Below are 24,389 nucleotides of genomic sequence, written 5' to 3' on the forward strand. Positions count from 1 at the left end.
CGCGAAAGAGTAACGGGCCCGGCGGGACGCACCGGACACTTCCGATCATGCGCACCTACGGGGATCTGCTCCGCACGCCGGAGTTCACGCCGCTGTTCCTGGCCTCGGCGGGCAACGTCGCGGCGCAGACGGTGAGCGGGCTGGCGCTCGGCACGCTGGTGTACTCCAGGACCGGCTCGCCGCTGCTGTCGTCGCTGGCGATGTTCGGGCCGATGCTGGCCCAGCTGGTCGGGGCGCTGACGCTGCTGTCGGCGGCCGACCGGTTGCCGCCGCGCGCCGCGCTCGCGGGCCTGTCGCTGCTGTTCGCCGCCGGCACCGCCGCGCAGGCGGTGCCGGGGCTGCCGGTGTGGGGCGTGTTCGCGCTCGTCCTCGTCCTCGGGGTGGCCAGCGCGGTGGGCGGCGGGGTGCGGTACGGGCTGCTGAACGAGATCCTCGACCGGGAGGGGTACCTGCTCGGCCGGTCGGTGATGAACATGTCGGTCGGGCTCGTGCAGATCATCGGGCTCGTGCAGATCATCGGGTTCGCGGCAGGCGGCGTGCTCGTCAACGCGCTCTCGCCGCGCGGGACGCTGCTGGCCGGCGCCGCCCTGTACCTCGCGGCGGCGGCCGTCGCGCGGTTCGGGTTGAGCGCCCGCGCGCCGCGCGCGACCGGGTGCGCGACCGCGGGCGAGACGTGGCGCAACAACGTCCGGCTGTGGTCGTCGCGGCAGCGCCGTGCCGTCTACCTGGCGCTGTGGGTGCCGAACGGGCTGATCGTCGGCTGCGAGTCGCTGTTCGTCCCGTACGCGCCGCGGCACGCGGGCCTGCTGTTCGCGGCCGGCGCGGTCGGGATGCTCGCCGGGGACACGCTGGCCGGGCGGTTCGTCCCGCCGGCCTGGCGCAAGCGCCTCGACGCGCCGATGCGGCTGCTGCTCGCCGCGCCGTACCTGGTGTTCGCGCTGGGCCCGCCGCTGCCCGTCGCGGTGGCCGCGATCGCCGCGGCGAGCGTCGGGTACTGCGCGACCCTGCTGCTCCAGGACCGGCTGCTGGCGATCACGCCGGACGAGCTGAGCGGCCACGCGCTCGGCCTGCACTCGTCGGGGATGCTCGCCATGCAAGGGGTCGGCGCCGCGATCGCAGGCGCGGTCGCGCAGGTCACCTCCCCGGCGGTGGGGATGACGCTGATGGCGGCGGCGTCGGTCGCGGTGACCGTCTCGCTCATGCCGGGCCTGCGCGTGCGCCCCGCGCCCGCACCCGCGACCGAGCGGGTTTAGCGGGCGGGTGCGGAGGCAGGTTGAGGGACATGCGTGCCGTCACCTACGACTCCTATGCCTCCGACAACTCCCGCCTCACCGCCGGCGAGGCGCCCGACCCCAAGCTCGGCCCGAGCGAGGTGCTGGTCGAGGTGCGCGCGGCGGGCGTCAACCCGGTCGACTGGAAGGTGATGTCCGGCGGGCTCGACGGAATGATGGACGCGGTGTTCCCGGTGATCCCCGGCTGGGACGTCGCCGGGGTCGTCCGCGCGACCGGCCCGGACACGCCGGAGTTCGCGCCGGGCGACGAGGTCATGGCCTACGCCCGCAAGAACGTCGTGCACGCCGGGACGTTCGCGGAGCTCGTCGCGGTCCCGGCCGTGCACTGCGCGCGCAAGCCGGCCGCGCTCGGCTGGAACGAGGCGGGCGGGCTGCCGCTCGCCGGGATGACCGCGCAGCGCTCGCTCGACCGGCTGGAGGTCGGCAAGGGCGACGTGCTGCTGGTGCACGCCGCGTCCGGGGGAGTGGGGGGCTTCGCGGTGCAGATCGGCGTCGACCGGGGCGCCCGCGTCATCGGCACCGCGTCCGAGTCCAACCACGACCACCTGCGCGAACTCGGCGCGGAACCGGTCGCCTACGGCGACGGTCTCGTGGAGCGGGTCCGCGAGCTGGCGCCGGACGGCGTCACGGCGGTCGCCGACTTCGTGGGCGGGCAGCTGGACGCGACGCTCGCCGTCCTCGCCCCGGGCGGACGGCACGTGTCCGTCGCCGACAACAGCGTCGAGCAGCACGGCGGCCACTGGATCTGGGTCCGTCCCGACGGCGCGAAGCTCGCCGACCTGGCCGCCATGGCCGAGCGCGGAGCGCTGCGCGTCGACGTCGCCAAGACGTTCTCCCTCGACGACGTCGGCGCCGCGTTCGACGAGAGCCGCAGTGGCCACACGCGCGGGAAGCTCGTCATCACGCCGTGATCCGGGACGACCGGGCCGCCCGGCGGACGGCCCGGTCCCGGTTCAGCAGCCGGAATCGGCGATGACGTAGTAGTTCGCGGACGTCTCCTTCAGCGTGTGCGTGACGAACACGTTGTAGAGGCCCATGTTCTGGTTGGAGCCGTTGGCGTAGGTGTAGCCGCCGCTCATGTGCGCGCGCCCGGCCGTGACGTGCGCGTAGTTGGTGGCGGTGAAGCACTGCTGCGACCCGCCCGGATCGCCGGGGCCACCTGGATCGCCGGGGTCGCCCGGGTCGCTGCCGTCCGAGCCGTCGAGCCCCCAGAACCTCGCCGTGTACGAGGTGGAGCAGATGGCGTCGAGGAAGTACGCGCCGGTGGTGCCGCACTGGTCGGCGCCCGAGCCGGGGTCGACGGCGAGGCCGTGGCCCATCCCGGAAATGGAGTACACCTCGACGGCCGGTTTCCCGTTCGCGTCGTTGTAGTCGCTCTGCGTGGTGCCGCCGGGCAGGCTGCGGGTGCTCGACGGCGTCTGTGAAATGCCCCAGACGTTCGTCCACTGGTCGCGCAGTTCGGTGGCGTTCACCGGATAGACCGTGTAATCGGAGGTGCCCTGCCAGACGGCGACGCGCGGCCACGGCCCGGTGTAGCCGGGATGGCTGTTGCGGACCTTGTCGCCCCATTGCGCGGGCGTGAGGTTCTGGTTGTTCATCTGGCAGCCGGAGGCGGCGGTGAGGCTGGTCGCGCACTGCGCGGGAAGGCCCGAGTCGACCGCGCCGCCGGCGAAGACGTCCGGATAGGCGGCGAGCAGGTCCGCGGTCATTCCGCCGCCCGCCGAAAGCCCGGTGACGAACACCCGGCGCGGATCGGAGCCGTGCTTCTGCTCGGCGTAGGAGACCATCTGGACGATCGACGCCGACTCGGTCCCGCCGCGCGCGTCCTTGGCGGGATCGAACCACTGGAAGCATTTCTGGATGTTGTTGGACGCGGTCGTCTGCGGGAACACGACCGCGAACCTCCACTGGTCGGCGAACTTCGGCCAGCCGGAATGGGAGTAGTAGTCGTCCGCGCTCTGGGTGCAGCCGTGCAGCGCCACCACGAGCGGGGCGCCGGACGGCAGCCCGGCCGGCACGTACTCGTACATCTGCAGGTTCCCGGGGTTGGAGCCGAACCCGGTGACCTGCTGGTAGGTGCCGGTCGCGGCGCGCGCCGGCGCTGTCGTGGCGGCCGCGCCCAGCGCGGCGGCGGGAAGGGTGAGGGCGGCGGCCGCCGCGATCCATTTCGCGAGGCGCCGCAGAATGCGCGGGGGTGGTCGGTGCATGAGGGCTCTCCCGGATCGGTCGAACGGGGTGGGGATCGGGAAGGAGGGGCGCCCATCCGGCAGTCAAGCCAATGCCGCGCCGTTCCGAAATGTGCGGGGCGCCCATGTCGGCACCGGGCGGTTATGGTGCCGTTCCCCATGCGTCACGGGTGGTGAGCGGGGAAGACCCCTGGTATGCGCCGGCGGTCGTGGGGCTGGTACGTCCTGGCCGTGGTCGTCATGGCCGCCGTCACGGCCGACGTGCTGGCGGACGGTCCGCTCCGCCATCTCGATTGGACGGTCCACAAATTTTGCGACGCCAATGCCAAGGGCGCCTGGATGCCGGTCGTCGACGTCTTCAGCCAGCTCGGGCAGCGGGGCGTCATCGTGAAATACGTGCTCGTCCCCTTGGCGGTGCTCGGGATGGTCCGGGCGCGTTCGCCGCGTCCCTTGCTGGTGCCGGTCGTGGTGGTGGGCCTGTTGTCGCTGCTTCAGGTGGGAGTGAAGTCGGTGATTCCGCGAACGTTTCCGTCCGGAAACACCGACGTTCTGTGGACGCACGGCGACGCGTATCCGTCCGGCCACACGCTGAACGGATTCCTGCTCATCTGGGTCGCGGTCGAGCTGGTCGTCATCGTCGTCCCGGCCCTGGACCGGTGGCTGACGGCGCGGGCGCGGCGCGGCGCCGCGCTGGCCGCGGGGTTCCTCACCGGGGCGGCCCTCACGCTCGCCGACGAGCACTGGCTGACCGACGTGCTGTTCAGCCTGGCACTCGGCCCGGTGCTGCTGGCCGGGCTGGCGGCGGCGGGGCCGTTCAGCCGCCGGCTGCGGCCGGAGGGGCCGGCGCGCGCCGCCTAACCGCGGATGTAGCGGATCACCAGCTCGGCCAGCTCGTCGATCATCCGCTCGCGGGGGATCGGCGGCCGGTCCAGCACGTACTTGATCGACAGCTCGCCGACGGTCTCGGCGAGGATCCACAGCGCGGCGTCCACGTCCAGGTCGTCGCGGAACGCGTCCCGGTTCACCAGCAGGTACACCCGGACCAGGTCGGTCAGCCGGCGCTGCAGCGCGGCCAGCTTGTCGAACGGGCCGAGCCGCGGGATCTGCTCGACGATGATCCGCAGCAGGTCGGCGTGCTCCTCGAACAGCCGCATCTGCACGTCCAGCAGCGCGCGGCCGGCCTCCTGCCACGAGGCGTGCATGGTCGACTCGATCTGCGCGCCGAGCCGGTCGGCCAGATGGTCGGCGAACCGGTCGATGACGGTGATGACGATCGCGTCCTTGTTGGGGAAGTACTGGTAGAGCGAGCCGTTGCTGATCCCGGCCGCGCGGGCGATGCGGTTGGTGGACGCGCCGTCGTAGCCGTGCTCGGACAGAACGCGAGTGGCGGCGTCCAGGATGCGCTCCACCATCCGCCGCGACCGGTCCTGGCGCGGCGTCCGGCGGGGCGACAGGCCAGGTGAGCGGGGCATCGGCGGGCCCTCCCCGAACGCGACTTGTAAGCGACCGCTTATTCGCGTTTCACTGTAGTACGAGACCCGTCGGGAGGCGAGACCATGACGATGACCGAGAACGCGGCCGCCGCGCCCGCCGCGGACGCCGCGCCCGCGGCCCGCGTCGCCGCGCGCCCCGAGCCCGTCCCGTTCGAGCCCGGCTCGATCCTGTGGGAGACCATGGGGCTCTACACCTCGGCGATCGCCGGCAACAGCGTGTTCATCCTGCAGACGATGCACCCGGCGATCGGCACCGTGGTCGACCGGCTGTCCAGCTTCCGCCGCGACCCGCTCGGCCGCGCCGCGCGCAGCTTCGCGTCCGTCCAGACGTGGGTGTACGGCGGGCGGACGGCGATCGAGGAGGGCAGGCGGCTCCGCGAGATGCACAAGCCGCTCAGCGCGCAGGACGAGGAGGGCAACCGCCACCATGCGCTGTCGGCCGAGCCGTGGGCGTGGGTGCACCTCACCGGCTTCTACGCCGCCGTCACCGCGTCCAGGTACTTCGCGCCGGAGCCGATGACGCCGGACGAGCAGCAGCAGGTGTTCGACGAGTTCCTCAACCTCGGCCGGATCCTGCAGGTGCCCGAGCGGATGCTGCCCGGCACCATCGAGGAGTACTGGGCGTACTTCGACGACATGGTGGAGAACACCCTCGTCCCGCACAAGGTGGCGTTGGAGGTCCTCGACCGGATGGACAAGCTCCCGCCCGGCGTTCCCACCGCGCTGCGTCCCGTGGTCACGCCGCTGGTCGCGACCAGCGGACGGCTCGGCCGGTTCATCACCGTCGGCACGCTGCCGCCGGCCGCCCGCGAGAAGCTCGGGCTGTCGTGGAGCAAGGCCGACGAGCGGCGGCTGCGCGCCGTCGGGCAGGTCATCGGGCGCAGCACGCCGCTGCTGCCCGAACGCCTCCGGTACATGCCGATCGCCTACCGCGCCCGCCAGGCCGCCCGCGCTCAGGAGAAGCTCCAGAAAGTCCTGGACACCCGCCCCCTCTGACGTTGAGTTGCGGCGAGTCGTTGTTATGAGCGGCCTAATAGCAACGACTCGCCGCAACTCAACGAGTCACTCGGTGCGCAGGGCGGTGGCGGTGCGGGCCTTCGCGGCCCAGCCGGCCGGCAGCAGCGCGCCGAGCATCGCGATCGCGATGCCGCCGAGCGCCAGCGGGACGAGCATCGGCAGGCCGTAGACCGACACCATGGCGTGGGTCAGCCGGGTGCCCGCGGCGTTCCCCATCAGCGGCATGACCAGGTGGTGCAGGGCGATGCCCGCGGGTAGGCCGGCGAGCCCGCCGACGGCGCCCAGCCCGGCGACCGACGCGAGCACCATGACGACCGTCTGCCGCGGCGCCATCCCGATCGCCTTGCAGACGCCCAGGTCGTGCACCCGTTCCCGGGTGTCCAGCACCACCGCGTTGAGGACGCCGAGCCCCGCGACCGTGACCAGCATCAGCGTCAGCAGCGCCGCCAGCGTGTCCAGGACGATGATCGTGCTGCTGACGTCGTCGGCGGCCGCCGTCGCCTGCGTGCCGAGGGGTTTGAGCGCGCGGTTCAGCCCGCTGAGGTAGGACTCCGTCGAGACCCCCGGCTTCAGCCGCACGAGATACTCGTCGGCCCCGCCCTGCTTCTCGATTCCGGAGAACGTGGAGGCGGCGGTGTGCACGCGCATCCCGTCGTTCTCGAGGTCGAACGCCTCGCCCACGATCCGCAGCCGCACCGCGGCGCCCTGGTCGAGTACGGTGATCGTGTCGCCGACGCGGTGGCCGGTCACGTCGAGGAAGTGCGTCGGCACCACGGCCTGGCCGGGGCCGGTGATCCAGTGCCCCGCGATGATCTCGTACGCGGCCGTCCGGAGGTCGCCCTGGTAGAGGCGCGTCTCGACCGCCCCCACGACGCCCGCCACGGTCACCTGCGCGGAGCGCACCCCGTAGAACGACGCCGTGCCGGACTGGGCGGAGATGGCGGCCGCCACCTTCGCGCCGTCCACCGAAGGCGGCCCCTGCTCCGGCCCCTGCTCTGGCCCCTGTCCCGGCCCCTGACCCGGTGGCGGTGCCTGCGCGGGCGCCGGGCCCGGTCCCTGCGAAGCGGGTTCGCCTCCCATCACGCTGACGGCGGCGTTCGCGGCGGGGTCGCGGGCGGCGCCGATGGTGTTCAGCGACGCCGCGAGGCCGATCGCGAACGTCGCGGCGGCGGTCCCGAACGCCACGGCCGCCAGCATCGACGCCGACCGGACGGGACGCGCGAACGGCGTCGCCAGCCCGAGCGTCACCGCGCGCGGCAGCGGCAGCCGCCCGGCGCTCCGCTGCGCCCACCGGCCGCGGCCCGTGCCCGGCGCCCGGCCGACCGCGATCGCCGCCGCGGTCCGCAGCCGTCCCGCCCGCAGCGCCGGGACGAGAGCGGCGGCCGCCACGACCAGCAGCGCGCCCGCCGCGGCGGCCGCGTCCACCCACCAGGCGACCGAGAGGCCGGTCGTCCCGTACACCTGCTGCACGTCGCCGAGCAGCGGGTACGCGATCAGGTTCCCGAGCACCACGCCCAGCAGGGTGCCCGCGGCGGCCGGGACGAGCGCCTGCGCGACATAGGCGCGGACGACCTCGGCGGGCGTGCAGCCGATGGCCTTCAGGATCCCGATCCGGCGCAGGTTCGCCCCGACCATGCCGCCGACCACGCCCGCGACGACGATGACCGACATCCCGAGGCCCAGCGCGCCGAACGCCATCAGGAAGGGCACGAACGTGGCCGCCTCCCGGTCGGCGACGTACTTGGCGTCCAGATACGACTGGGTACCGGCCAGCGCGCCCTTCGGCAGGGCCGCCGCCACCTTCGCGCGGTCGGCGGCCAGCGCGGACTTCGCGGGCGACCCAGAGAACCGGTACAGCATCTGGGTCGTCGCGGGCGCCTTCGCCGAGCGGAGCGCGGCCACCCCGGCCGGTGTCGTCCACGCGTCGGCGGAGCCGGTGACCGAGCGGGCCTGCCCGACGACCTTCAGCGTCCGCCCGCCCGGCGCGGTCAGCGTCGACCCGACGCCCGCGTCGGGCGGGACCTGCGCCGGCATCACGATCTCGTCCGGCCCGGACGGCCACCGGCCCGCCGTGATCTCCAGCCGGTCGACCGGGCCGCCGGAGGAGGAGCGCCCGGCCACGGTCAGCTCGGGCAGGGGCTCCCCGCCCCGCGCCGTGAGCGAGACGACCGCGACCGGGAACGGCCCGGCGCTCGCCCTGACGCCCGGCAGGTGCGCCGTCGCAGCGGCCTGCGCCGCGGTGGCCTTCCCCGCGTCGATCTGCGCGGTCAGGTGCGCGCCGTGCCCGCGCGCGAACGCGTGGTCGAACGGCGCCGACGACGCGACGACCAGCGAGCCGGCGACGACCGCCGACGCCACCGACATCAGCGTGGCGAGCGCGACCACCAGCGTCTGGACGCGCCGCCGCCCGACGCCCGATCGCACCACCCGGCCCAGCGCGCTCATCGGGTGACCCCCGCCCGGTCGTCGGCCGCGATCGCGCCGTCGACCAGCACGACCGTCCGGGTCGCCAGCGACCGCGCCAGCGTCATGTCGTGGGTGACCAGGACGATCGTCTGCCCGCCCCGGTGCACCTCGGCGAGCAGCTCGCGCACCTCGTGGCCGGACGCGGTGTCCAGCGCGCCCGTCGGCTCGTCGGCCAGCAGCAGCGCCGGCCGGTTCACCAGCGCCCGCGCGACCGCGACGCGCTGCCGTTCGCCGCCCGACAGCCGCCCCGGATAGGCGTCCGCGTGCGCGTGGATGCCGAGCATCCCGAGCAGCTCGTCGGCGCGGTCCGCGGCCTTGCGGCGCGGCGTCCCCGCCAGTTGCGCGGGCAGCCGGACGTTGTCGGCGACGGTGAGGTCGTCGAGCAGGTTGAAGAACTGGAACACGAACCCGATCCGCTCGCGCCGGAACCGGGCGAGCGCCGCCTCGCCGAGCCGGTCGACGCGCCGCCCGTCCACCGTCACCGTCCCCGACGACGGCCGGTCCAGCCCGGCGACCAGGTTCAGCAGCGTCGACTTCCCGCTGCCCGACGGCCCGACGACCGCCAGCGCCTCGCCCTCCTCGACGGCCATCGACACCGGCCCGAGCGCCGGCGCCCCCGCGCCGCCGTAGTCCTTCGTCGCGGCGTCCAGTTCGATCACATGTCCCATGAGGCTCCCGCCCTCCGCGTGCGGGCGGCCTGCGGGCCGCCCGGTGTCAGCGGACGTGAAGCTATGGGCGGCGGGGCGTCCGGGGCGTCCGCCGCCGCACCGACATTCCGTACCCCGTGCGGCCGACCCCGCCGGGCGTCATCCTCGCGATGTACGCCGCACGGGCGAGGACCCCGCCCGCTCAGCCGATACCGGGCCGGCGCGGCGGGGGACACAATGTGGGGCATGCAGGTGGAGAGACCGCGCGACTGGCGCGGGGGGCTGCGCGGGCTCCTCCGGCCCGAGCCGGCGGAGGAGCCGCCCTCGCGCCGCGCCCTCGCCAGGGACGCGGCGTTCGCCCTCGCCCTGACCGCGGTGGCGCTGCTCGTGGCGGCGAAGACGGGCGGCGACCATCCCCAGAAGATCGACTTCGGTCCGGAGGCCCCGCCCGCCCCGCCCGTCCCGCCCGACGGCTTCGACGCGAGGCCCGGCGCGGGCCATCCGTCCTGGAGCCTGACCGTCCTGTCGGTGCTGCCGCTGGCCCTCCGGCGCGTGTACCCGCTCAGCACGTTCTGGGTGGTGCTGCTGGCGGCCTGGGCGCTGCGCCACGGCATGACCTGGGCGACGGTGCTGGCCTGCCTGATCGGCGGCTTCAGCGCCATCGCCTACACCCGCTACCGTACGCAGGCCGTCGCGAGCCTCGGGGCCGCCGCCGTCCTCGCCGGCCTCCTCTACCGGGGCACCTCGGTTTCGCTGCCGGACTGGTCCGCGCCGTTCTTCGTGCTGCTCGCCGCCGGGGTGCTGGCGACGTCCGTGCGGTCGTGGCGGCGCCGGATCACCGAGATCGAGCGGGAGCGGGACGAGGCGACGCGGCGCGCCGTCGAGGTGGAGCGCGCCCGGATCGCGGCCGAACTGCACGACGTGGTGACCCACAACGTGAGCGTCATGGTGATCCAGACCGGCGCGGCCCGCAAGGTCGTCGACGCCGACCCCGAACTGTCGAAGAAGGCGATGCTGGACGTCGAGGCGAGCGGGCGCGCCGCGATGGCCGAGCTGCGGCACGTCATGGGACTGCTGGCGCCGTCCGGCGAGGAGGAGGCCGGCGTGCCGGTCCCGCAGCCGGGCCTGGACCGGCTCGGCCCGCTGATCGACCGCGTCCGCGCCACCGGGCTGCGCGTCACCGCCGACATCGCCCCGCCGCCCGGACCCCTGCCGCCCGGCATCGACCTCACCGCCTACCGGGTCGTCCAGGAGGCGCTGACGAACACGATGAAGCACGCGTCGGGCGCGTCGGCCGCGGTGGCGGTCCGCTGCGACGGCGGCGACCTGCGGATCGAGGTCACCGACACCGGCGGCGGGCCCGGCGACGGCGGGGCGGGCGCGCGGACGGGCCACGGCCGCGGCCTGATCAACCTGCGCGAGCGGCTCGCGGTCTACGGCGGGACGCTGGAGTCCGGCGCCACCCTGGCCGGCGGCTTCCGCGTCACGGCCCGCATCCCCTGGAGGACCGCATGAGCGGAGCGGACGCGACCGGCCTGCGGGTGGTGATCGCCGACGACCAGGCGCTCGTCCGGACCGGCTTCCGGATGATCCTCGCGGCCGACGGCATCGAGGTCGTCGCCGAGGCCGCCGACGGTGCGGACGCGGTCGCCGCCGTCCGCCGCACGCGCCCCGACGTCGTGCTGATGGACGTCCGGATGCCGGAGACGAACGGGATCGAGGCGACCCGGCAGATCACCGCGGCCGGCGGCGGCACCCGCGTGCTCATCCTCACCACCTACGACCTGGACCACTACGTCTACGCGGCGCTCACCGCGGGCGCCAGCGGCTTCCTGCTCAAGGACGTGACGCCGGAGCAGCTCACCGCGTCGGTCCGGCTCGTCCAGGCGGGAGACGCGCTGCTCGCCCCCGCCATCACCCGCCGCCTCATCGAGCGGTTCGCGCCCCGCGAGGAGGCCGGCGCCGCGCCCGGGCCCGCGGTGCACCGCGACCTGTCCCAGCTGACGCCGCGGGAGCTGGAGGTGCTGAGCCTGCTCGCCACCGGGCTGTCGAACGCCGAGCTCGCCGAGCGGCTCACGCTGAGCGCGGCGACCGTCAAGACGCACGTCGCGCGCATCCTGTCCAAGCTGAACCTGCGCGACCGCGTCCAGGCCGTCGTGCTGGCCTACGAGACCGGGCTGGTCTCCGCGGGCCGGGGCTCATCGGGAAGCGGCGATTCCCGCACCTGACCCGCACGGAATTTCCCGGCCCGGTGAATTCACCGGATCGATCTCCGTATTCCGGCGCGGCCGAAGGTGATCTTCCGCAATTGCGGAAAGATCATCGGCCCGAATGGTCAGCAGGGCCGGAGCGCCAGTTCGCTCGCCATCTGCGCCCACGCGTCGAGCGCGTCGTAGGAAGTGTCGTAGCAGTGCGCGAGGTGGAACCCCGACGCCGAGCGGACCGCCAGGTGCGCGCGGCCGTCCGGCGGGCCCTCCAGGACGACCGCCGCCCGGGTGCGGTTGACCCGCATGTCCGCCAGGTGGTCGCCGGCGTCCTGGATGGCCAGCGTGACCACGTCCCAGAACACGCGCTCGGCGGCCGCGTGGTCGACGAAGCTGCCGAGCCGCAGGATGCCGTTCGCGCTGACGCACAGCAGCGCGGGCACCGCGGTGCCGGTGAGCATGTACCGCCAGGTCCGCCATGTGTATTCCAGGTGGACGGCGTGCTCGGTGAAGTCGTCCTCGTCAATGTCGGTCATCGCGCGCTCTTCTGGACGATGCTCTCGGCATGGCGGCACCGCGTGCCGAAGGGCACGGAGGTGATGTGGTACGGGACGGTACCACGGTGCGGAACGCGCGCCTACCGTGCCGGAGAAGGGAAATTCGGCGCCGGCCCGCGGCCGTTTCCCGGCACCGGGCGGAACAGCGCGACGGTCGCCTCGACCGCGACCTCGGTCATGTCGCGGACGTCCGCGCCGTCCTCGACGAGGGTGGCGGTGAGCTCGCGGAGCCCGCCGATCAGCATCAGCGCGAACGGGCGGGTCATCGGGCGGGCCCCGGCCCGGACCATCTCGGCGTTCCCGGTCACGTCCCGCAGCAGCCGGAAGAGCGCGTCGACCGCCTCGCGCTGCATGCGCCGGGCGGTGCCGGCGCCGAGCGCCTGCAGCTCGCGGATCCAGCTCAGCGTGATCTCCGGCTCGGAGGCGACCATCTCCACGTACGCCTCGACGCCCTGGCGGATCTGCGTCTCCCACGGGGCGGCCGGGTCGATCGCCTCGGTGACGCGGCGGCGCAGCATCCGGTTGGTCACCTGGAGCAGCTCGACGAAGCAGGCATCCTTGGAGGGGAACTCCTCGTAGAAGGTGCGCCGGGACGTGCGGGCGTGGCGGACGATGTCGGAGACGGTGGTCTCGCGGAAGCCGCGCTCGCGGATCGAGTCGGCCAGCCCCGCCAGCAGCCGCCCGCGGAACGAGGCCGCGTCACCGGCGTGCGCCGCGTCGTCGGCGGCGGCGTGCGTGCCGTCGTCCCCGCCGGGCCGCCGCGCCCCGCCGAGGGACACTCCAGCGGTCTCCACCGTTGGAAAGCTATCCCATCGGGACCTGCGGCGCCGGTGCCCCCGTCCGTCCGGTCCGGCGGGTGCCGGGCCATTGACAACCGGGTGATCCCGTCGCATCGTTTTGAAAACTAATTCTAGAAATTGACTCTAGTCCCGCGCGCGCCGGAACCGGACGCCCGGTCCGCCGGGCCGGAAGGGAGCGACCATGACCGGAATCGCCGACGGACGGGTGGTCATCGTCACCGGGGCGGCCCGCGGCATCGGCCGCGAGCACGCGCTGGAGTTCGCCCGGCACGGCGCCCGCGTGGTCGTCAACGACCTCGGCGCGCAGGTGGACGGCACCGGCTCGTCCGACGGCCCGGCGGGCGAGGTCGTCGACGAGATCCGCGCGATGGGCGGGGAGGCCGTCGCCGACGGCACCGACGTGTCCGACTTCGAGGGCGCCCGCCGGCTGGTCGCCTCGACCGTCGAGCGGTTCGGCGACCTGCACGTGCTGGTCAACAACGCCGGGATCCTCCGCGACCGGATGCTGGTCAACATGTCCGCCGAGGAATGGGACGCGGTCGTCAACGTCCACCTGCGCGGCACGTTCGCGCCGCTGCGGCATGCCGCCGCGTACTGGCGGGAACGCCACAAGGCCGGGCACGAGGTGGACGCCCGCGTCATCAACACCAGCTCCTCGTCCGGCATCTACGGCAACGCCGGGCAGGGCAACTACGGCGCGGCCAAGGCCGGGATCGCCTCGCTGACCGTGATCGCGGCCCGCGAGCTGCGGCGCTACGGCGTGACGGTGAACGCGGTGGCGCCCGCCGCGCTGACCCGGATGACCGAGAACCTGATGCCCGGACGCGAGCGCCCGAGCGAGGGCTTCGACCCCGCGGACCCGTCCAACATCGCGCCGCTGGTGGTGTGGCTGGCGAGCCCGGGCGCGCGCGGGATCACCGGCCGGGTGTTCAACGTGCGGGGCGGGCGGATCAGCGTCGCCGAGGGCTGGCGGGCCGGGCCGGTGGTCGACAAGGGCGCCCGCTGGGACCCCCACGAGCTGGACGACGTCATCCCCGCCCTGGTGGAGAAGGCCCGCCCGAACGTCATGCCGGACGGCGTCACCCCCGAACCCGAGGCATGATCGGGCCGCTCCGCGCGCCCAGGTGACGGCCCGTCCCGGACGGGGAAGGAGAACCGGGCACCGCCGTCGCGCCAGGGAGGACGCGGATGACCCCGCAGGAACGGTACGGACCGCAGTTCGGCCCCGACATCACCTTTCTCGGAGTGCCGCGCTGCACCTGGTCGGACCCCGCGACCTACGCCGACGCCGACGTGGTCGTCCTCGGCGCCCCGTTCGACGGCGGCACCTCGCACCGGCCCGGCACCCGGTTCGGCCCGCAGTACATCCGGCAGAGCTGCTACCTGCCGCAGGACGGGTCGCGGCCGTCGCTGGCGCTGCGCGTGGACGGCCTGCGCGGCGACCTCACCGTCTACGACGCCGGGGACGTCGAGATGTACTCCGGCGACGCCGAGCGCTCCGTCCGCGACCTGGAGGAGGCGGTGTTCACCGTCACCCGCAACGGGGCGATCCCGCTGGTCCTCGGCGGCGACCACACCATCGCCTGGCCCGACGCGGCCGGGGTGGCGCGGCACCTCGGGCAGGGCCGCGTCTCGATGGTCCACTTCGACGCGCACGCCGACACCGGCGACGTCGCGTTCGGCTCGCTGGTCGGGCACGGGCAGCCGATGCGCCGGCTGATCGAGTCCGGGGCGGTGCGCGGCGACCGGTTCCTGCAGCTCGGCCTGCGCGGCTACTGGCCGGGCCCGGAGACGCTGGCGTGGATGGCCGGGCAGGGCATGCGCTCCTACGAGATGACCGAGATCGTCGCGCGCGGGCTGGACGAATGCCTCACCGAGGCGTTCGCGATCGCCACCGACGCCTGCGACGGGGTGTTCCTGTCGGTCGACATCGACGTCTGCGACCCCGGGCACGCCCCCGGCACCGGAACCCCCGAACCCGGAGGCCTCACCGCCCGCCAGCTCCTCGACGCGGTGCGGCGCGTCGCCTACGAGCTCCCGGTCGCCGGCGTCGACGTGGTCGAGGTGTCACCGCCCTACGACCACGCCGACATCACCTCGGCGCTGGCCAACCGCGTCGTCCTGGAGGCGCTGTCGGGCATCGCCCGCCGCCGCCGCGACGCCCGCGACGGCACCGCCTGGGATCCCCGGCGCCCCCTTCTGGACGGCCGGTAAAGCGGTAATGCCGGTCAGGGCTTTCGCGCGACGCCGCAGAGCGTGGACGTGTTCGGCGTGTCACCGAACGGATTCGGCTCCGGACGCCATTTCTCGCAGGCCACCACTCCGGGCTCGACCAGCTCCAGTCCGTCGAAATAGCCGATGATCTGCTCGGGCGGGCGGAGCCGGTAGGGGACGGCGCCGGTGTCGTCGTACTCCTGCTGCGCCTTGTTGTGCGCCTCGTCGGTGTCGGTGTCGTCATAAAGGGCGAGGAAGCTGCCGGAAGAGAGGCCGCCGGTCAACGTCCGGATGATGTGCAGGACGTCGTCGTAGGAGTCGATATGGCCGAGCACGCCCATGAGCATCACCGCGATCGGCCGGTCGAAGTCGAGCTTGTCCCGCGCCGCGCGCAGCACCTGCTCCGGGTCGCGCATGTCGGCCTCGATGTAGCTGGTCTCGCCCTCGGGACGGCTCGTGAGCAGGGCGTGCGCGTGCGACAGGACGAGCGGGTCGTTGTCGACGTAGACGATGTGCGCCTCCGGCGCGACGCGCTGGGCGACCTCGTGGGTGTTGTCGACGGTCGGCAGTCCCGTGCCGACGTCGAGGAACTGCCGGATCCCCTGCTCGCCCGCCAGGTAGCGGACGGCGCGGGCGAGGAAGTTGCGGCCGGCCCGCGCGACGTCCGCGATTCCCGGGTAGACCTGCAGATACTGGTCGCCGGCCTCCCGGTCGACGGGATAGTTGTCCTTGCCGCCGAGCCAGTAGTTCCAGATACGCGCGGAATGCGGCACGGACGTGTCGATGATGCTGCCCGCCTCTTCGGCCACGGCACACTCCCCAATTCGCGGTCGGGCTTTCCCGGTAAAACTAGCCGCGATGGGCGGGGCGCGCGATTCGCCGCCGCATCGAATCGATTTCCGGCCTGAACCGGCCTTTGGCGACGCCGCGCGCGCCGTTCCCCGGTTCGGCGAGGGGAACGGCGCGTCGTCCGCCGCGATGCCGAGGTCAGGCTCGGGTCGCCTTGCGCGTCAGCCAGGTCTGCTCCGGGCGGCAGGCCAGGCGTGTGCCGTCCGCCCGGCACCATGTCTGGTAGTCGCCGGAGTACAGCCGCTCGCCCAGCCAGCGGTAGTCGGTCCGCGGCTCGCGGCGGGGCGTGGCGGCGCCGAAGTTCGACGCGTCGTCGGTGCTGCCCGTGCCGTCGTAGCGCGCGACCTGCGGATACGGGTAGACGGGACGGGTGCGGGTCACGGTGCCGCCCGCCACCTTCGACGCGACGATCCTCCCGGGGCGTCGGCCGCTCTCCGTCCAGGCCATCACGGGCGTGAGGACGTCGAAGGTGTCGGGTCCCTCACCGCCGCCGCAGTGCGCGACGCCGGGGAAGAGGTAGAGCCTGGCGAAGTCGTCGACGGCCTTGCGGCCCATGCTCTTCTGCATGGCGTCGTAGTAGGCGAGCGTGCTCTGCGGCGAGATGTGCTGGTCGCTCCATCCGTGCCAGAGCAGGAGCTTGCCGCCGCCGCGCTGGAAGCGGCCGAGGTCGGGGTCCATGGCGGCGAGGTAGCTCGACGACTGCACCGTGTTCCAGAACGACTCGACGGTGAGCTTCAGATCGGACAGTTTCCAGTCGGGTCTCACCTGGTCGGTGTAGCCGAGATACCTTGCGAAGGACTCCACGAAGTTCTGGCTGCCGACGGTCTGCCCCTGCCTGGACGGGACGAACAGCGTCCATTCGAGCTCGGAGCCCCATTCGTGGGAGATCGCGGGCTCCAGCCGCCTGCCGTGCTCGTCCACCGCGCCGTCGTGCAGCCGCCGGACCACACCGGCCTCGGCCTTGGTCAGGCAGGTCGCCGGGTCCTGCCCGGACCTGCACAGCAGCGTGGACGGGTCGAAGTCGCAGCGCCGCGGGTCGCCGATCAGGCCGTCCTTGAGACCGTCGAGCCCGTCGCAGGCGGACAGCACGGCCCGGTGGACGAGCGGCAGCTTGCCGGCGAGCAGGATGTAGCGCCCGTCGCCGTCAAGGTTGGTCAGGACGTTCCACGCGTGGTGGAAGGTGTTCTGGACGACCATGTCGTTCGCGGGTGCACCGGCGGCGATGCCGTCGAAGTCGCCGGGGTGGCGCTGCGCCTCCATCAGCGCCTCGCGCCCGCCGTCGGAGCAGCCGTCGAAGTAGGAGTAGGCGGGGGAGCGGCCGTAGAACCGCTTGATGAGCGCCTTGGCCGCCTGCGAGGTCACGTGCACGCTGCGGTAGGCGAAGTCGATCTGCGCCTGCCGGTTGTTCGCGGCCCACGACCCGTCCGGTGAGCCCTGGTGGCCCATGTCGGTCGTGGCGCTGGCGATGGTGCCGTCCGCGACCGGCGCGCACGTCGCCGCCTGCGTGTAGTCGATGTTCGAGCTGCCGCACTCGCCGCCGCAGCCGGTCTGCAGGTAGCGCTGCGTCCAGCCGTGCACGGGCAGCCGCATGACGATGGTGTCCGCCGGGGCGATGGTGCCCCGGACGTCGCAGTACGGCGCCGGCGCGCCCGCGGTCGACACTGTCGCGGACGTGATCGTGACCGGCGCGTCGGTGACGCCGCCCAGGCGGAGGCCCGCCAGGTCGGCACAGTCCATCGCCGGTTCGACGGCGGGCAGGTCCGCCAGCCCGTCCGCCGTGATCCGCTGGTGCCGCGGCTGCGCGGACGCGCCGCCGGCCCCCAGCGCCGACACCACGGCGGCCACCAGGACCGCCGCGACGAGCGAACCGACGATCGGCCGGAACCGGCCGCGCGCGCGTCTCAGGACGCCCGCTCCGAACACCGTGCCCCGAGTGAAGAACCCCTGCATGGCGTACCGCCTCCTCGGATGGGCGGCCCCGCCGCCGCGGGGCGCCGCCGCGGCCGGGTTGAACCGCAGCCGGATGCTACAAAAATGGTGACAATCCGACAAGCAATCTCGGAGACAGGACTGGACATACCGCCGAGGGGCAGGTGCGGATTCGGAGTGAGCGGTTGGCCATGCAGCAAGCCGACCTGCTGTGACGTGGGCGAGCGCTCAGGATCGATCCGCACTTTGGTCGCCAAATCGTTGACAATCTTGTGTGGCGGTCCTTAGCATCGCCGTCACGCCAGAGGGGACCCACCCGACCGACGCCCAGGAGAAGCACCGTGAACAGAATCCGGGCGGCTCTGGCCGCCGCCTCCGTACTCCTCCTCGCAGCGTGCGGCGGGGGCGGCGGTTCCTCCAACGCCTCGAACAAGGGCCCCGCGACGGTGAAGGTGAGCGTCATCCCGATCGTCGACGTGGCGCCCATCTACCTCGGTGCCCAGCAGGGCTTCTTCGCCGAGCAAAAGCTGAAGCTCCAGTTCGAGACGGCCCAGGGTGGCGCGGCGATCGTGCCGGCCGTCGTCAGCGGCCAGGTCGACTTCGGGTTCAGCAACTACACCTCGCTGATCCTCGCCCGGTCCAAGGGCCTGCCGCTCAAGGCCGTCGCGCCCGGCAACGCCTCGACCGGCGCCGACAAGAAGGACTTCGGCGGCGTCGTGGTCAAGTCCGGCAGCCCCATCAAGACGGCCAAGGACCTGGTCGGCAAGCGCGTCGCGGTCAACACCCTGAACAACATCAACGACACGACCGTCCGGGCCTCGATCCGCAAGGCCGGGGGCGACGCCAAGAACGTGAAGTTCACCGAACTGGCCTTTCCCGACATGCTCGCCGCACTCGACAAGGGGAACGTGGACGCGGTCCAGGTCGTCGAGCCGTTCCTCACCACCGCGCTGAAGAACGGCGGGCGGCTCGTCGCGTCCAACTACGTCGACACCGCGCCGAACCTGACCATCGCCGCGTACTTCACCTCGCAGAAGACGGCCGCGTCCAAGCCCGACCTGGTCAAGCGGTTCGCGGCGGCGATGCAGAAGTCGCTGCAGTACGCCGACCGGAACCCCGACGCGGTGCGCAAGATCCTCGGCACGTACACCAAGATCGACCCGTCGGTGGCGGGCGCGCTGACGCTGCCGAAGTTCCCGACCCGGGTCGACCAGGCCGGACTCCGGACGCTGGAGAATCTCGCGGTGCAGGACGGCCTGATCAAGAAGGCCCCGGACGTCAAGGACCTGCTGCCGTGACGGCGGCGGTGACGGCGGACGCCGTGGCGGACGGCGGGGGCGGCCGCCGTCACCGCCCCGTGCCCGCCTGGCTCCTCGGCCTGGCCGGCCTGGCCGGGGTGATGGCGCTGGTCGAGGCCGTGCCCCGCGCGGGGCTGGTGAAGAAGCGGTTCCTGCCGCCCTTCAGCGACATGGTCTCCGCGCTGGCCGACGAGGCCGGGACGGGCGCGTTCTGGCGCGCGCTGCTGGAGACGCTGCGCGGCTGGGCGATCGGGCTCGCGATCGCGACCACCGCGGGCGTGGTGCTGGGCATCGTGATCGGCGGCCTCCCGCTGGTGCGGGCGGCGATGTCGTCGACGATCGAGTTCCTGCGCCCCATCCCGTCGGTGGCGCTGATCCCGCTGGCCGTCCTGCTGTACGGCACCACGATGCGCTCCACCCTCCTGCTGGTCGTCTACGCCTCGTTCTGGCAGGTCCTCGTGCAGGTGCTCTACGGGGTGCGGGACGTCGATCCGGTGGCCCGCGAGACCGCGCGCTCCTACCGGTTCCGCGCGCTGACGCAGGTCCGCACGGTCCTGTGGCCGACCGCGCTGCCCTACGTCATGACCGGGTTCCGGCTCGCCGCCGCGGTCGCGCTGATCCTGGAGATCACCGGCGAGCTGGTCATCGGGTCGCCGGGGCTCGGCAAGCAGATCGCGGTGGCGCAGAGCTCCAACGCCGTCGCGTCGATGTACGCCCTGGTCATCGTGGTCGGCCTGATCGGGGTCGCGGTGAACGTGGTCGTGCGGGCGGTCGAGCGCCGGGCGCTGCGCTGGCATCCCTCCGTCCGCCGGGAGGTGGTCTCGTGACGGTCCTGACCGCGGCGCGGAAGGCGCTGCTGCTGCTCGGCATGCCGGTGCTGCTGGTCGCGGCCTGGTGGCTGGCGACGGCGAACAGCACCGACTTCTTCTGGCCGCCGCTCAGCACGATCCTCGGCACGTTCGACGACACCTGGTTCCACGGCCGGCTCGGCACCGACGTGCTGCCCAGCCTGGGCCGGCTGCTCGCCGGCTACCTGCTGGCCCTGGTCCTCGGCGTCGGCCTCGGCGTCGCGATCGGCTCGGTCCGGGTGCTGCGGGCGCTGCTCGAACCGGTCCTGGAGTTCTTCCGGGCGATCCCGTCGCCGGTGCTGGTGCCGGTCCTGATGCTGTTCGCCGGCATCGGCAGCGGGATGAAGATCCTCGTCATCGTCTCCGGCTGCGTCTGGCCGATCCTGCTGAACACCGTCGAGGGCGTCCGCGCGCTGGACGAGGTGCTGCGCGACACCGCCCGCTGCTACCGGATGCGCCCGCACTCGCGGCTCGTCCACCTCGTGCTGCGCGGCGCCAGCCCGCAGATCACCGCCGGCGCGCGGCAGGCGCTGTCCATCGGGATCATCCTGATGGTCATCAGCGAGATGTTCGCCGCGAGCAACGGCGTCGGCTTCACCATCATCCAGTTCCAGCGCGGCTTCTCGATCCCGCAGATGTGGAGCGGGATCATCCTGCTCGGCCTGATCGGCATCGTGCTGTCGGCCGCCTTCCACATCGTGGAGACCCGGGTGCTGAGCTGGTACACCGGCCTGCGCCGGGCACAGCGAGAGGGCTGAGATGACCACTGCACCGACCGGCGCCGGGACCCCGGGGACCTCCACGGCGCTGCTGGACGTCCGGCGGCTGAGGAAGGTGTACCAGGGCCGCGGACGCGCCGTCGAAGCCGTCCGGGACCTGACGTTCACCGTCGGCGCGGGCGAGATGGTCTGCATCGTCGGGCCGTCCGGCGCGGGCAAGACCACGCTGCTGCGCTGCGTCGCGGGCCTGCTGGGATGCACCTCCGGGGAGGTGGTGCTCGAAGGCGAGAAGGTCACCGGGCCGCCCGCCGGGATGGCCGTGGTCTTCCAGGAGTACGGCCGCAGCCTGTTCCCCTGGATGACCGTCCGGCAGAACGTCGAGCGCCCGCTGAAGGAGAAGCGGATCGCGAAGGCCGAGCGGCGGCGGCTCGTGGACGACGCGCTGGAGGCCGTCGGCCTCGCCAAGGTCCACGACGCCCACCCCTGGCAGCTGTCGGGCGGGATGCAGCAGCGCGTGGCGATCGCCCGCGCGGTCGCCTACGAGCCGCACATCCTGCTGATGGACGAGCCGTTCGCCGCGGTGGACGCGCAGACCCGCGCCGACCTGGAGGACCTCGTCCGCTCCCTGTGGAAGCGCCTCGGGGTGACCGTCCTGTTCGTCACGCACGACATCGACGAGTCGGTCTACCTCGGCGAGCGCGTCATCGTCCTGTCGAACTCCCCGACCGTCGTCCTGGAGGAGGTCGCCATCGACCTGCCCGGCGAGCGCGACCAGCTCACCACCCGGTCCGACCCCCGCTTCGCCGAGCTGCGGACGCGCATCTACAAGCTCGTCCAGCAGGCCAAGGACGGGTACCGGCCGGCGGAGTGAGGCCGCGGGGCGCCCGCCCGCGGGCGCGGGCCGGGAGGGGCCGCGCGCTCTAGAATCGATCGCCGGATCCCGCGACGATCCACGCGGCGACGCGCCGGGCGCGGGCCCGGCGGAGCCCGCGAGTGAGGAAGCATGGCAGCGCACGAGCAGACCACGGACGCCCCGGGGGCCGGACGCCCCGACGTCGCCGGCGCGATCCGCGAGGCCATCGTCCGGGGCGACTTCGCCCCCAACCAGCGGCTGGTCGAGGCCGACCTGTCGGACATGTTCGGCGTCGGCCGCAGCAGCGTGCGCGCCGCGCTGTTCGAGCTGACCAACGAGGGCCTGGTCGAGCGCGTGCAGAACCGCGGCGCCCGGGTCCGCGCGGTGACCGTGGCGGAGGCGATCGAGATCTCCGAGATCCGCATGGTGGTCGAGGGGCTGTGCGCCGCCAAGGCCGCCGAGCGCGTCACCGACGCCGAGACCGCCGAGCTGCGCGGCCTCGGCGAGGCGATGCGCGCCGCGGTGGCGCGCGGCCACGTCCTGGAGTACTCGGAGCTGAACAGGGCGCTGCACCTGCGCATCGTCGAGATCAGCGGCCAGCGGACCGCGGCCGGGGTGCTGCGGCGGCTGCGCGCCCAGAACGTCCGGCACCAGTTCCAGCTGGCGCTGGTCCCCGGCCGCCCCGGCGTGTCCGTGGCCGAGCACCTGGCGATCATCGACGAGATCTGCGCCCGCGCCCCGGACGCCGCCGAACGCGCGGCCCGCCGCCACCTGCTCAGCGTGATCGACGCCCTCAAAAGCATCTGACCAGCCGCGATGTATGTTGAGGTGAGGGGGAGCCGCTAGCGGCCCGGACGGCGACTTGGGGGAGGCGCCTTGCCCGGCGACCGGGGGGAGGGGCTCGGCGGGCCGGCGCTGGAGGCGTTCGACCGGGCGCCGGTCGCGGTCGCCCTGATCACCGGGCCGGAGCACCGCCTCGCCTACACCAACGACGCCTTCCGCGAGATCTTCGGCGAGCGCCCGGTCGGGCAGCAGGTCCGCTGGGCGTTCCGCGACCTCGTGCAGCGCGGCTACTTCGACCTCCTCGACCGCGTGCTGGAGACCGGGGAGCCGGTCACCCTCGCCGAGGCCCCGGTGAGCCTGTTCTTCCCCGGCAGCGGGTACGAGGAGCGCTTCTTCTCCTTCAGCCTGTCCCGGGCGCCCGGGACGGACCCGGCGGTGCTGTCGGTGGCCGTGGACGTCACCGAGCACGTCACCGCGATCCGGCGGGCCGGCGACAGCGCCGAGGAGCAGCGCCGCGTCCTGCGCCGGTTCCAGAGCCTCGTCCGGGTGAGCGCCGAGATCGTGTGGGTGACGAACACGGCGGGCGAGCCCCTCGAACCGAGCCCGGGCTGGGAGCGGGTCACCGGTCAGACCTGGGAGGGGTTCCGCGGGATGGGCTGGGCGCGGGCGCTGCACCCCGAGGACCGCGAGCCGGCCGTGCGGTCGTGGAAGCGGGCGATCTCGCAGGCCCGTCCCTGGCGGTACGTCTACCGGCTGCGGACGGTCGGCGGCGCCTACCGGCACTTCGAGGTCAACGCGGCCCCGGTGTACGAGAACGGCGACGTGGTCGAATGGGTCGGGACCTGCGCCGACATCGAGCAGCGGTGGCGCCGCGACCGCCGCCGGCGGCTGCTGGACCGCACCGCCGCCGCGACCGCCGAGCACGCCGGGCCGCGGGAGATGCTCGGCGCGGTGGCGGACGTGATCGTGCCGGCGATCGCCGACGGCTGCGGCGTGCACCTGCTGCCGGACTACGTCGACCGCCCCGACGACGCCCCGCTGCTCACCGAGCGCGTCGCCACGGCCGCGCGGCCGGGCCTGCCGCGCCAGCCCCCGTTCGGCCAGGAGTGGTACGCCGCCGACAGCGGGTTCGCCCGGACCGTGCAGCGCGGCCGTCCGCTGCACCACACGTTCGCGCCGGGCGAGCCGCCGGCGGACATGCTGCCCGAGGGCACGGCGGCCTGGCTGGCCGCGGCGAACGCCAACAGCGTGGTGGTGCTGCCGGTGACCGTGGACGGGGCCGTGGCCGCCGTGGTGACCGCCGCCGTCTGCGGGGACCGCCAGCCGCTGAGCCGGGACGACGTCGACCTCATGCGGCAGATGTTCGACCACGCCCACGACGCGCTGAGCAGCGCGATCGAGTACCAGCGCACCCAGCGGGTGGCCCTGGCCCTGCAGCACGGCCTGCTCGCCGAGCCGCCCGAGGTCCCGGGCCTGGAGATCGCCGCGCGGTACCGGGCCAGCCCCGCGACCGCCGAGGTGGGCGGCGACTGGTACGACTCGTTCGTGCTGCCGGACGGCGCCGCCGTGCTGGCCATCGGGGACGCCACCGGGCACGACCTGGCCGCCGCGGTGGCGATGAGCCAGCTCCGCAACATCCTGCGGGCCCTGGTCGTCGACCGCCGCGAGCCGCCCGGGCAGATCCTGCGGCGGCTGAACATCGCGATGGAGACCCTGATCCCGGACGGCTCGGCGACCTGCGCCCTGGCCCGCGTCCAGGAGACCGGGACGGGCGAGCTGCGGCTCGACTACGCGGCGGCCGGCCACCCGCCGCCGCTGCTGGTCGGCCCGGACGGCCGCTGCCGCCTGCTGGAGGACGCCGCCAACCCCCTCCTCGGCCTCGGCCTGCTCTACGACGGGCCCTACGAGAGCGCGGCCCTGCCGCTGCGGCCCGGCTCCACGCTCGTGCTCTACACCGACGGCCTGGTCGAGCGGCCCGGCGAGAACCTGACCGCGGGCCTTCACCGGCTCTGCGACCAGGCGGGCCGGCTCGCACGCCGCCCCCTGCCGGCCTTCTGCGACGGCCTGCTCACCGGCCTGCCGACCGCCGGCATCGACGACCTCGCCTTGATCGCCCTCCGCGTCCCGGCGGCCGGCGGCTAGCCGCGCCCGGCCGCCGCGGCCGCTCCGGCCGACGGGCTTTTGCACGATTCCCACAACTCGAGCCGCCGAGCCTGCGATGTCAGCGACATGGA

Annotated in this window: 22 protein-coding genes; 14 read left to right on the plus strand and 8 right to left on the minus strand. The window is 73.4% G+C overall.

Annotated elements, in window-relative coordinates; genetic code table 11:
- Positions 1-47: 47 nt before the first annotated feature.
- The gene (locus QP089_RS26445; protein WP_285914858.1) at positions 48-1,253 is read left to right on the plus strand and encodes an MFS transporter; all 1,206 of its coding nucleotides are present in this window, start codon (positions 48-50) and stop codon (positions 1,251-1,253) included.
- A gap of 29 nt (positions 1,254-1,282) precedes the next feature.
- Positions 1,283-2,203 (plus strand): NADP-dependent oxidoreductase, encoded by a 921-nt coding sequence (locus QP089_RS26450; protein ID WP_285914859.1) that lies wholly within the window; start codon positions 1,283-1,285, stop codon positions 2,201-2,203.
- A 42-nt stretch (positions 2,204-2,245) separates the two neighbouring features.
- Here the strand turns inward: QP089_RS26450 and QP089_RS26455 are convergent, their stop codons facing one another.
- Positions 2,246-3,499 carry an extracellular catalytic domain type 1 short-chain-length polyhydroxyalkanoate depolymerase gene (locus QP089_RS26455; protein ID WP_285914860.1) on the minus strand — a complete coding sequence of 418 codons (1,254 nt, stop codon included), beginning with the start codon at positions 3,497-3,499 and terminating at the stop codon, positions 2,246-2,248.
- A gap of 174 nt (positions 3,500-3,673) precedes the next feature.
- Between QP089_RS26455 and QP089_RS26460 the strand changes: the two genes are divergently transcribed.
- Positions 3,674-4,336 carry a phosphatase PAP2 family protein gene (locus QP089_RS26460; protein ID WP_285914862.1) on the plus strand — a complete coding sequence of 221 codons (663 nt, stop codon included), beginning with the start codon at positions 3,674-3,676 and terminating at the stop codon, positions 4,334-4,336.
- Here the strand turns inward: QP089_RS26460 and QP089_RS26465 are convergent.
- Entirely contained in the window at positions 4,333-4,950 is a 618-nt protein-coding gene (locus QP089_RS26465) for a TetR/AcrR family transcriptional regulator (RefSeq protein WP_285914864.1), read from the minus strand. The genes QP089_RS26460 and QP089_RS26465 overlap by 4 nt on opposite strands.
- Positions 4,951-5,034: 84 nt before the next feature.
- Here QP089_RS26465 and QP089_RS26470 point away from each other — a divergent pair, with 84 nt between their 5' ends.
- Positions 5,035-5,967, plus strand: coding sequence for an oxygenase MpaB family protein (locus tag QP089_RS26470; RefSeq protein ID WP_285914866.1), 933 nt, complete (start codon positions 5,035-5,037; stop codon positions 5,965-5,967).
- A gap of 66 nt (positions 5,968-6,033) precedes the next feature.
- Here QP089_RS26470 and QP089_RS26475 read toward each other — a convergent pair whose 3' ends face one another.
- Both QP089_RS26475 and QP089_RS26480 read right to left on the minus strand, forming a co-directional pair.
- Positions 6,034-8,433: an ABC transporter permease gene (locus tag QP089_RS26475; RefSeq protein WP_285914868.1), complete on the minus strand. Its 2,400-nt coding sequence runs from the start codon at positions 8,431-8,433 to the stop codon at positions 6,034-6,036.
- The gene (locus QP089_RS26480; RefSeq protein ID WP_285914870.1) at positions 8,430-9,122 is read right to left on the minus strand and encodes an ABC transporter ATP-binding protein; all 693 of its coding nucleotides are present in this window, start codon (positions 9,120-9,122) and stop codon (positions 8,430-8,432) included. Before QP089_RS26480 ends, QP089_RS26475 begins: the two co-directional genes overlap by 4 nt.
- Before the next feature lie 225 nt (positions 9,123-9,347).
- On the opposite strand from QP089_RS26480, the gene QP089_RS26485 reads away from it, so the two are divergent.
- Both QP089_RS26485 and QP089_RS26490 read left to right on the plus strand, forming a co-directional pair.
- Complete coding sequence (locus QP089_RS26485) at positions 9,348-10,616, plus strand: sensor histidine kinase (protein ID WP_285914872.1); 1,269 nt, start codon at positions 9,348-9,350, stop codon at positions 10,614-10,616.
- Positions 10,613-11,329, plus strand: coding sequence for a response regulator (locus tag QP089_RS26490; RefSeq protein WP_285914874.1), 717 nt, complete (start codon positions 10,613-10,615; stop codon positions 11,327-11,329). Before QP089_RS26485 ends, QP089_RS26490 begins: the two co-directional genes overlap by 4 nt.
- A gap of 107 nt (positions 11,330-11,436) precedes the next feature.
- Here the strand turns inward: QP089_RS26490 and QP089_RS26495 are convergent, their stop codons facing one another.
- Both QP089_RS26495 and QP089_RS26500 read right to left on the minus strand, forming a co-directional pair.
- Positions 11,437-11,841 (minus strand): hypothetical protein, encoded by a 405-nt coding sequence (locus tag QP089_RS26495; RefSeq protein WP_285914876.1) that lies wholly within the window; start codon positions 11,839-11,841, stop codon positions 11,437-11,439.
- 101 nt (positions 11,842-11,942) lie between these two features.
- On the minus strand, positions 11,943-12,656 hold the full coding sequence (locus tag QP089_RS26500; RefSeq protein WP_285914877.1) for a TetR/AcrR family transcriptional regulator: 714 nt from the start codon (positions 12,654-12,656) through the stop codon (positions 11,943-11,945).
- Between the two features lie 187 nt (positions 12,657-12,843).
- Between QP089_RS26500 and QP089_RS26505 the strand changes: the two genes are divergently transcribed.
- Both QP089_RS26505 and speB read left to right on the plus strand, forming a co-directional pair.
- Positions 12,844-13,764: an SDR family oxidoreductase gene (locus tag QP089_RS26505; protein WP_285914878.1), complete on the plus strand. Its 921-nt coding sequence runs from the start codon at positions 12,844-12,846 to the stop codon at positions 13,762-13,764.
- Between the two features lie 86 nt (positions 13,765-13,850).
- The gene (speB, locus tag QP089_RS26510; RefSeq protein WP_285914879.1) at positions 13,851-14,876 is read left to right on the plus strand and encodes an agmatinase; all 1,026 of its coding nucleotides are present in this window, start codon (positions 13,851-13,853) and stop codon (positions 14,874-14,876) included.
- A gap of 14 nt (positions 14,877-14,890) precedes the next feature.
- Here the strand turns inward: speB and QP089_RS26515 are convergent, their stop codons facing one another.
- Both QP089_RS26515 and QP089_RS26520 read right to left on the minus strand, forming a co-directional pair.
- A complete protein-coding gene (locus QP089_RS26515; protein WP_285914881.1) occupies positions 14,891-15,685 on the minus strand; it encodes an SAM-dependent methyltransferase in 795 nt (264 codons plus the stop codon).
- Between the two features lie 178 nt (positions 15,686-15,863).
- On the minus strand, positions 15,864-17,675 hold the full coding sequence (locus tag QP089_RS26520) for a tannase/feruloyl esterase family alpha/beta hydrolase (RefSeq protein ID WP_285914883.1): 1,812 nt from the start codon (positions 17,673-17,675) through the stop codon (positions 15,864-15,866).
- 320 nt (positions 17,676-17,995) lie between these two features.
- Here QP089_RS26520 and QP089_RS26525 point away from each other — a divergent pair, with 320 nt between their 5' ends.
- The 6 genes from QP089_RS26525 (at position 17,996) to QP089_RS26550 (ending at position 24,297) form a co-directional block, all read left to right on the plus strand.
- On the plus strand, positions 17,996-18,952 hold the full coding sequence (locus tag QP089_RS26525) for an ABC transporter substrate-binding protein (RefSeq protein WP_285914885.1): 957 nt from the start codon (positions 17,996-17,998) through the stop codon (positions 18,950-18,952).
- A complete protein-coding gene (locus tag QP089_RS26530; RefSeq protein ID WP_285914887.1) occupies positions 18,949-19,779 on the plus strand; it encodes an ABC transporter permease in 831 nt (276 codons plus the stop codon). Before QP089_RS26525 ends, QP089_RS26530 begins: the two co-directional genes overlap by 4 nt.
- 5 nt (positions 19,780-19,784) lie before the next feature.
- A complete protein-coding gene (locus QP089_RS26535) occupies positions 19,785-20,558 on the plus strand; it encodes an ABC transporter permease (RefSeq protein ID WP_285915000.1) in 774 nt (257 codons plus the stop codon).
- A 1-nt stretch (position 20,559) separates the two neighbouring features.
- Entirely contained in the window at positions 20,560-21,390 is an 831-nt protein-coding gene (locus tag QP089_RS26540; protein WP_285914888.1) for an ABC transporter ATP-binding protein, read from the plus strand.
- A gap of 132 nt (positions 21,391-21,522) precedes the next feature.
- Positions 21,523-22,179: a GntR family transcriptional regulator gene (locus QP089_RS26545; protein ID WP_285914890.1), complete on the plus strand. Its 657-nt coding sequence runs from the start codon at positions 21,523-21,525 to the stop codon at positions 22,177-22,179.
- A 69-nt stretch (positions 22,180-22,248) separates the two neighbouring features.
- The gene (locus QP089_RS26550) at positions 22,249-24,297 is read left to right on the plus strand and encodes a SpoIIE family protein phosphatase (protein WP_285914892.1); all 2,049 of its coding nucleotides are present in this window, start codon (positions 22,249-22,251) and stop codon (positions 24,295-24,297) included.
- Positions 24,298-24,389 lie beyond the last annotated feature (92 nt).

This window comes from Actinomadura opuntiae (assembly GCF_030283205.1).
Classification (GTDB): domain Bacteria; phylum Actinomycetota; class Actinomycetes; order Streptosporangiales; family Streptosporangiaceae; genus Spirillospora.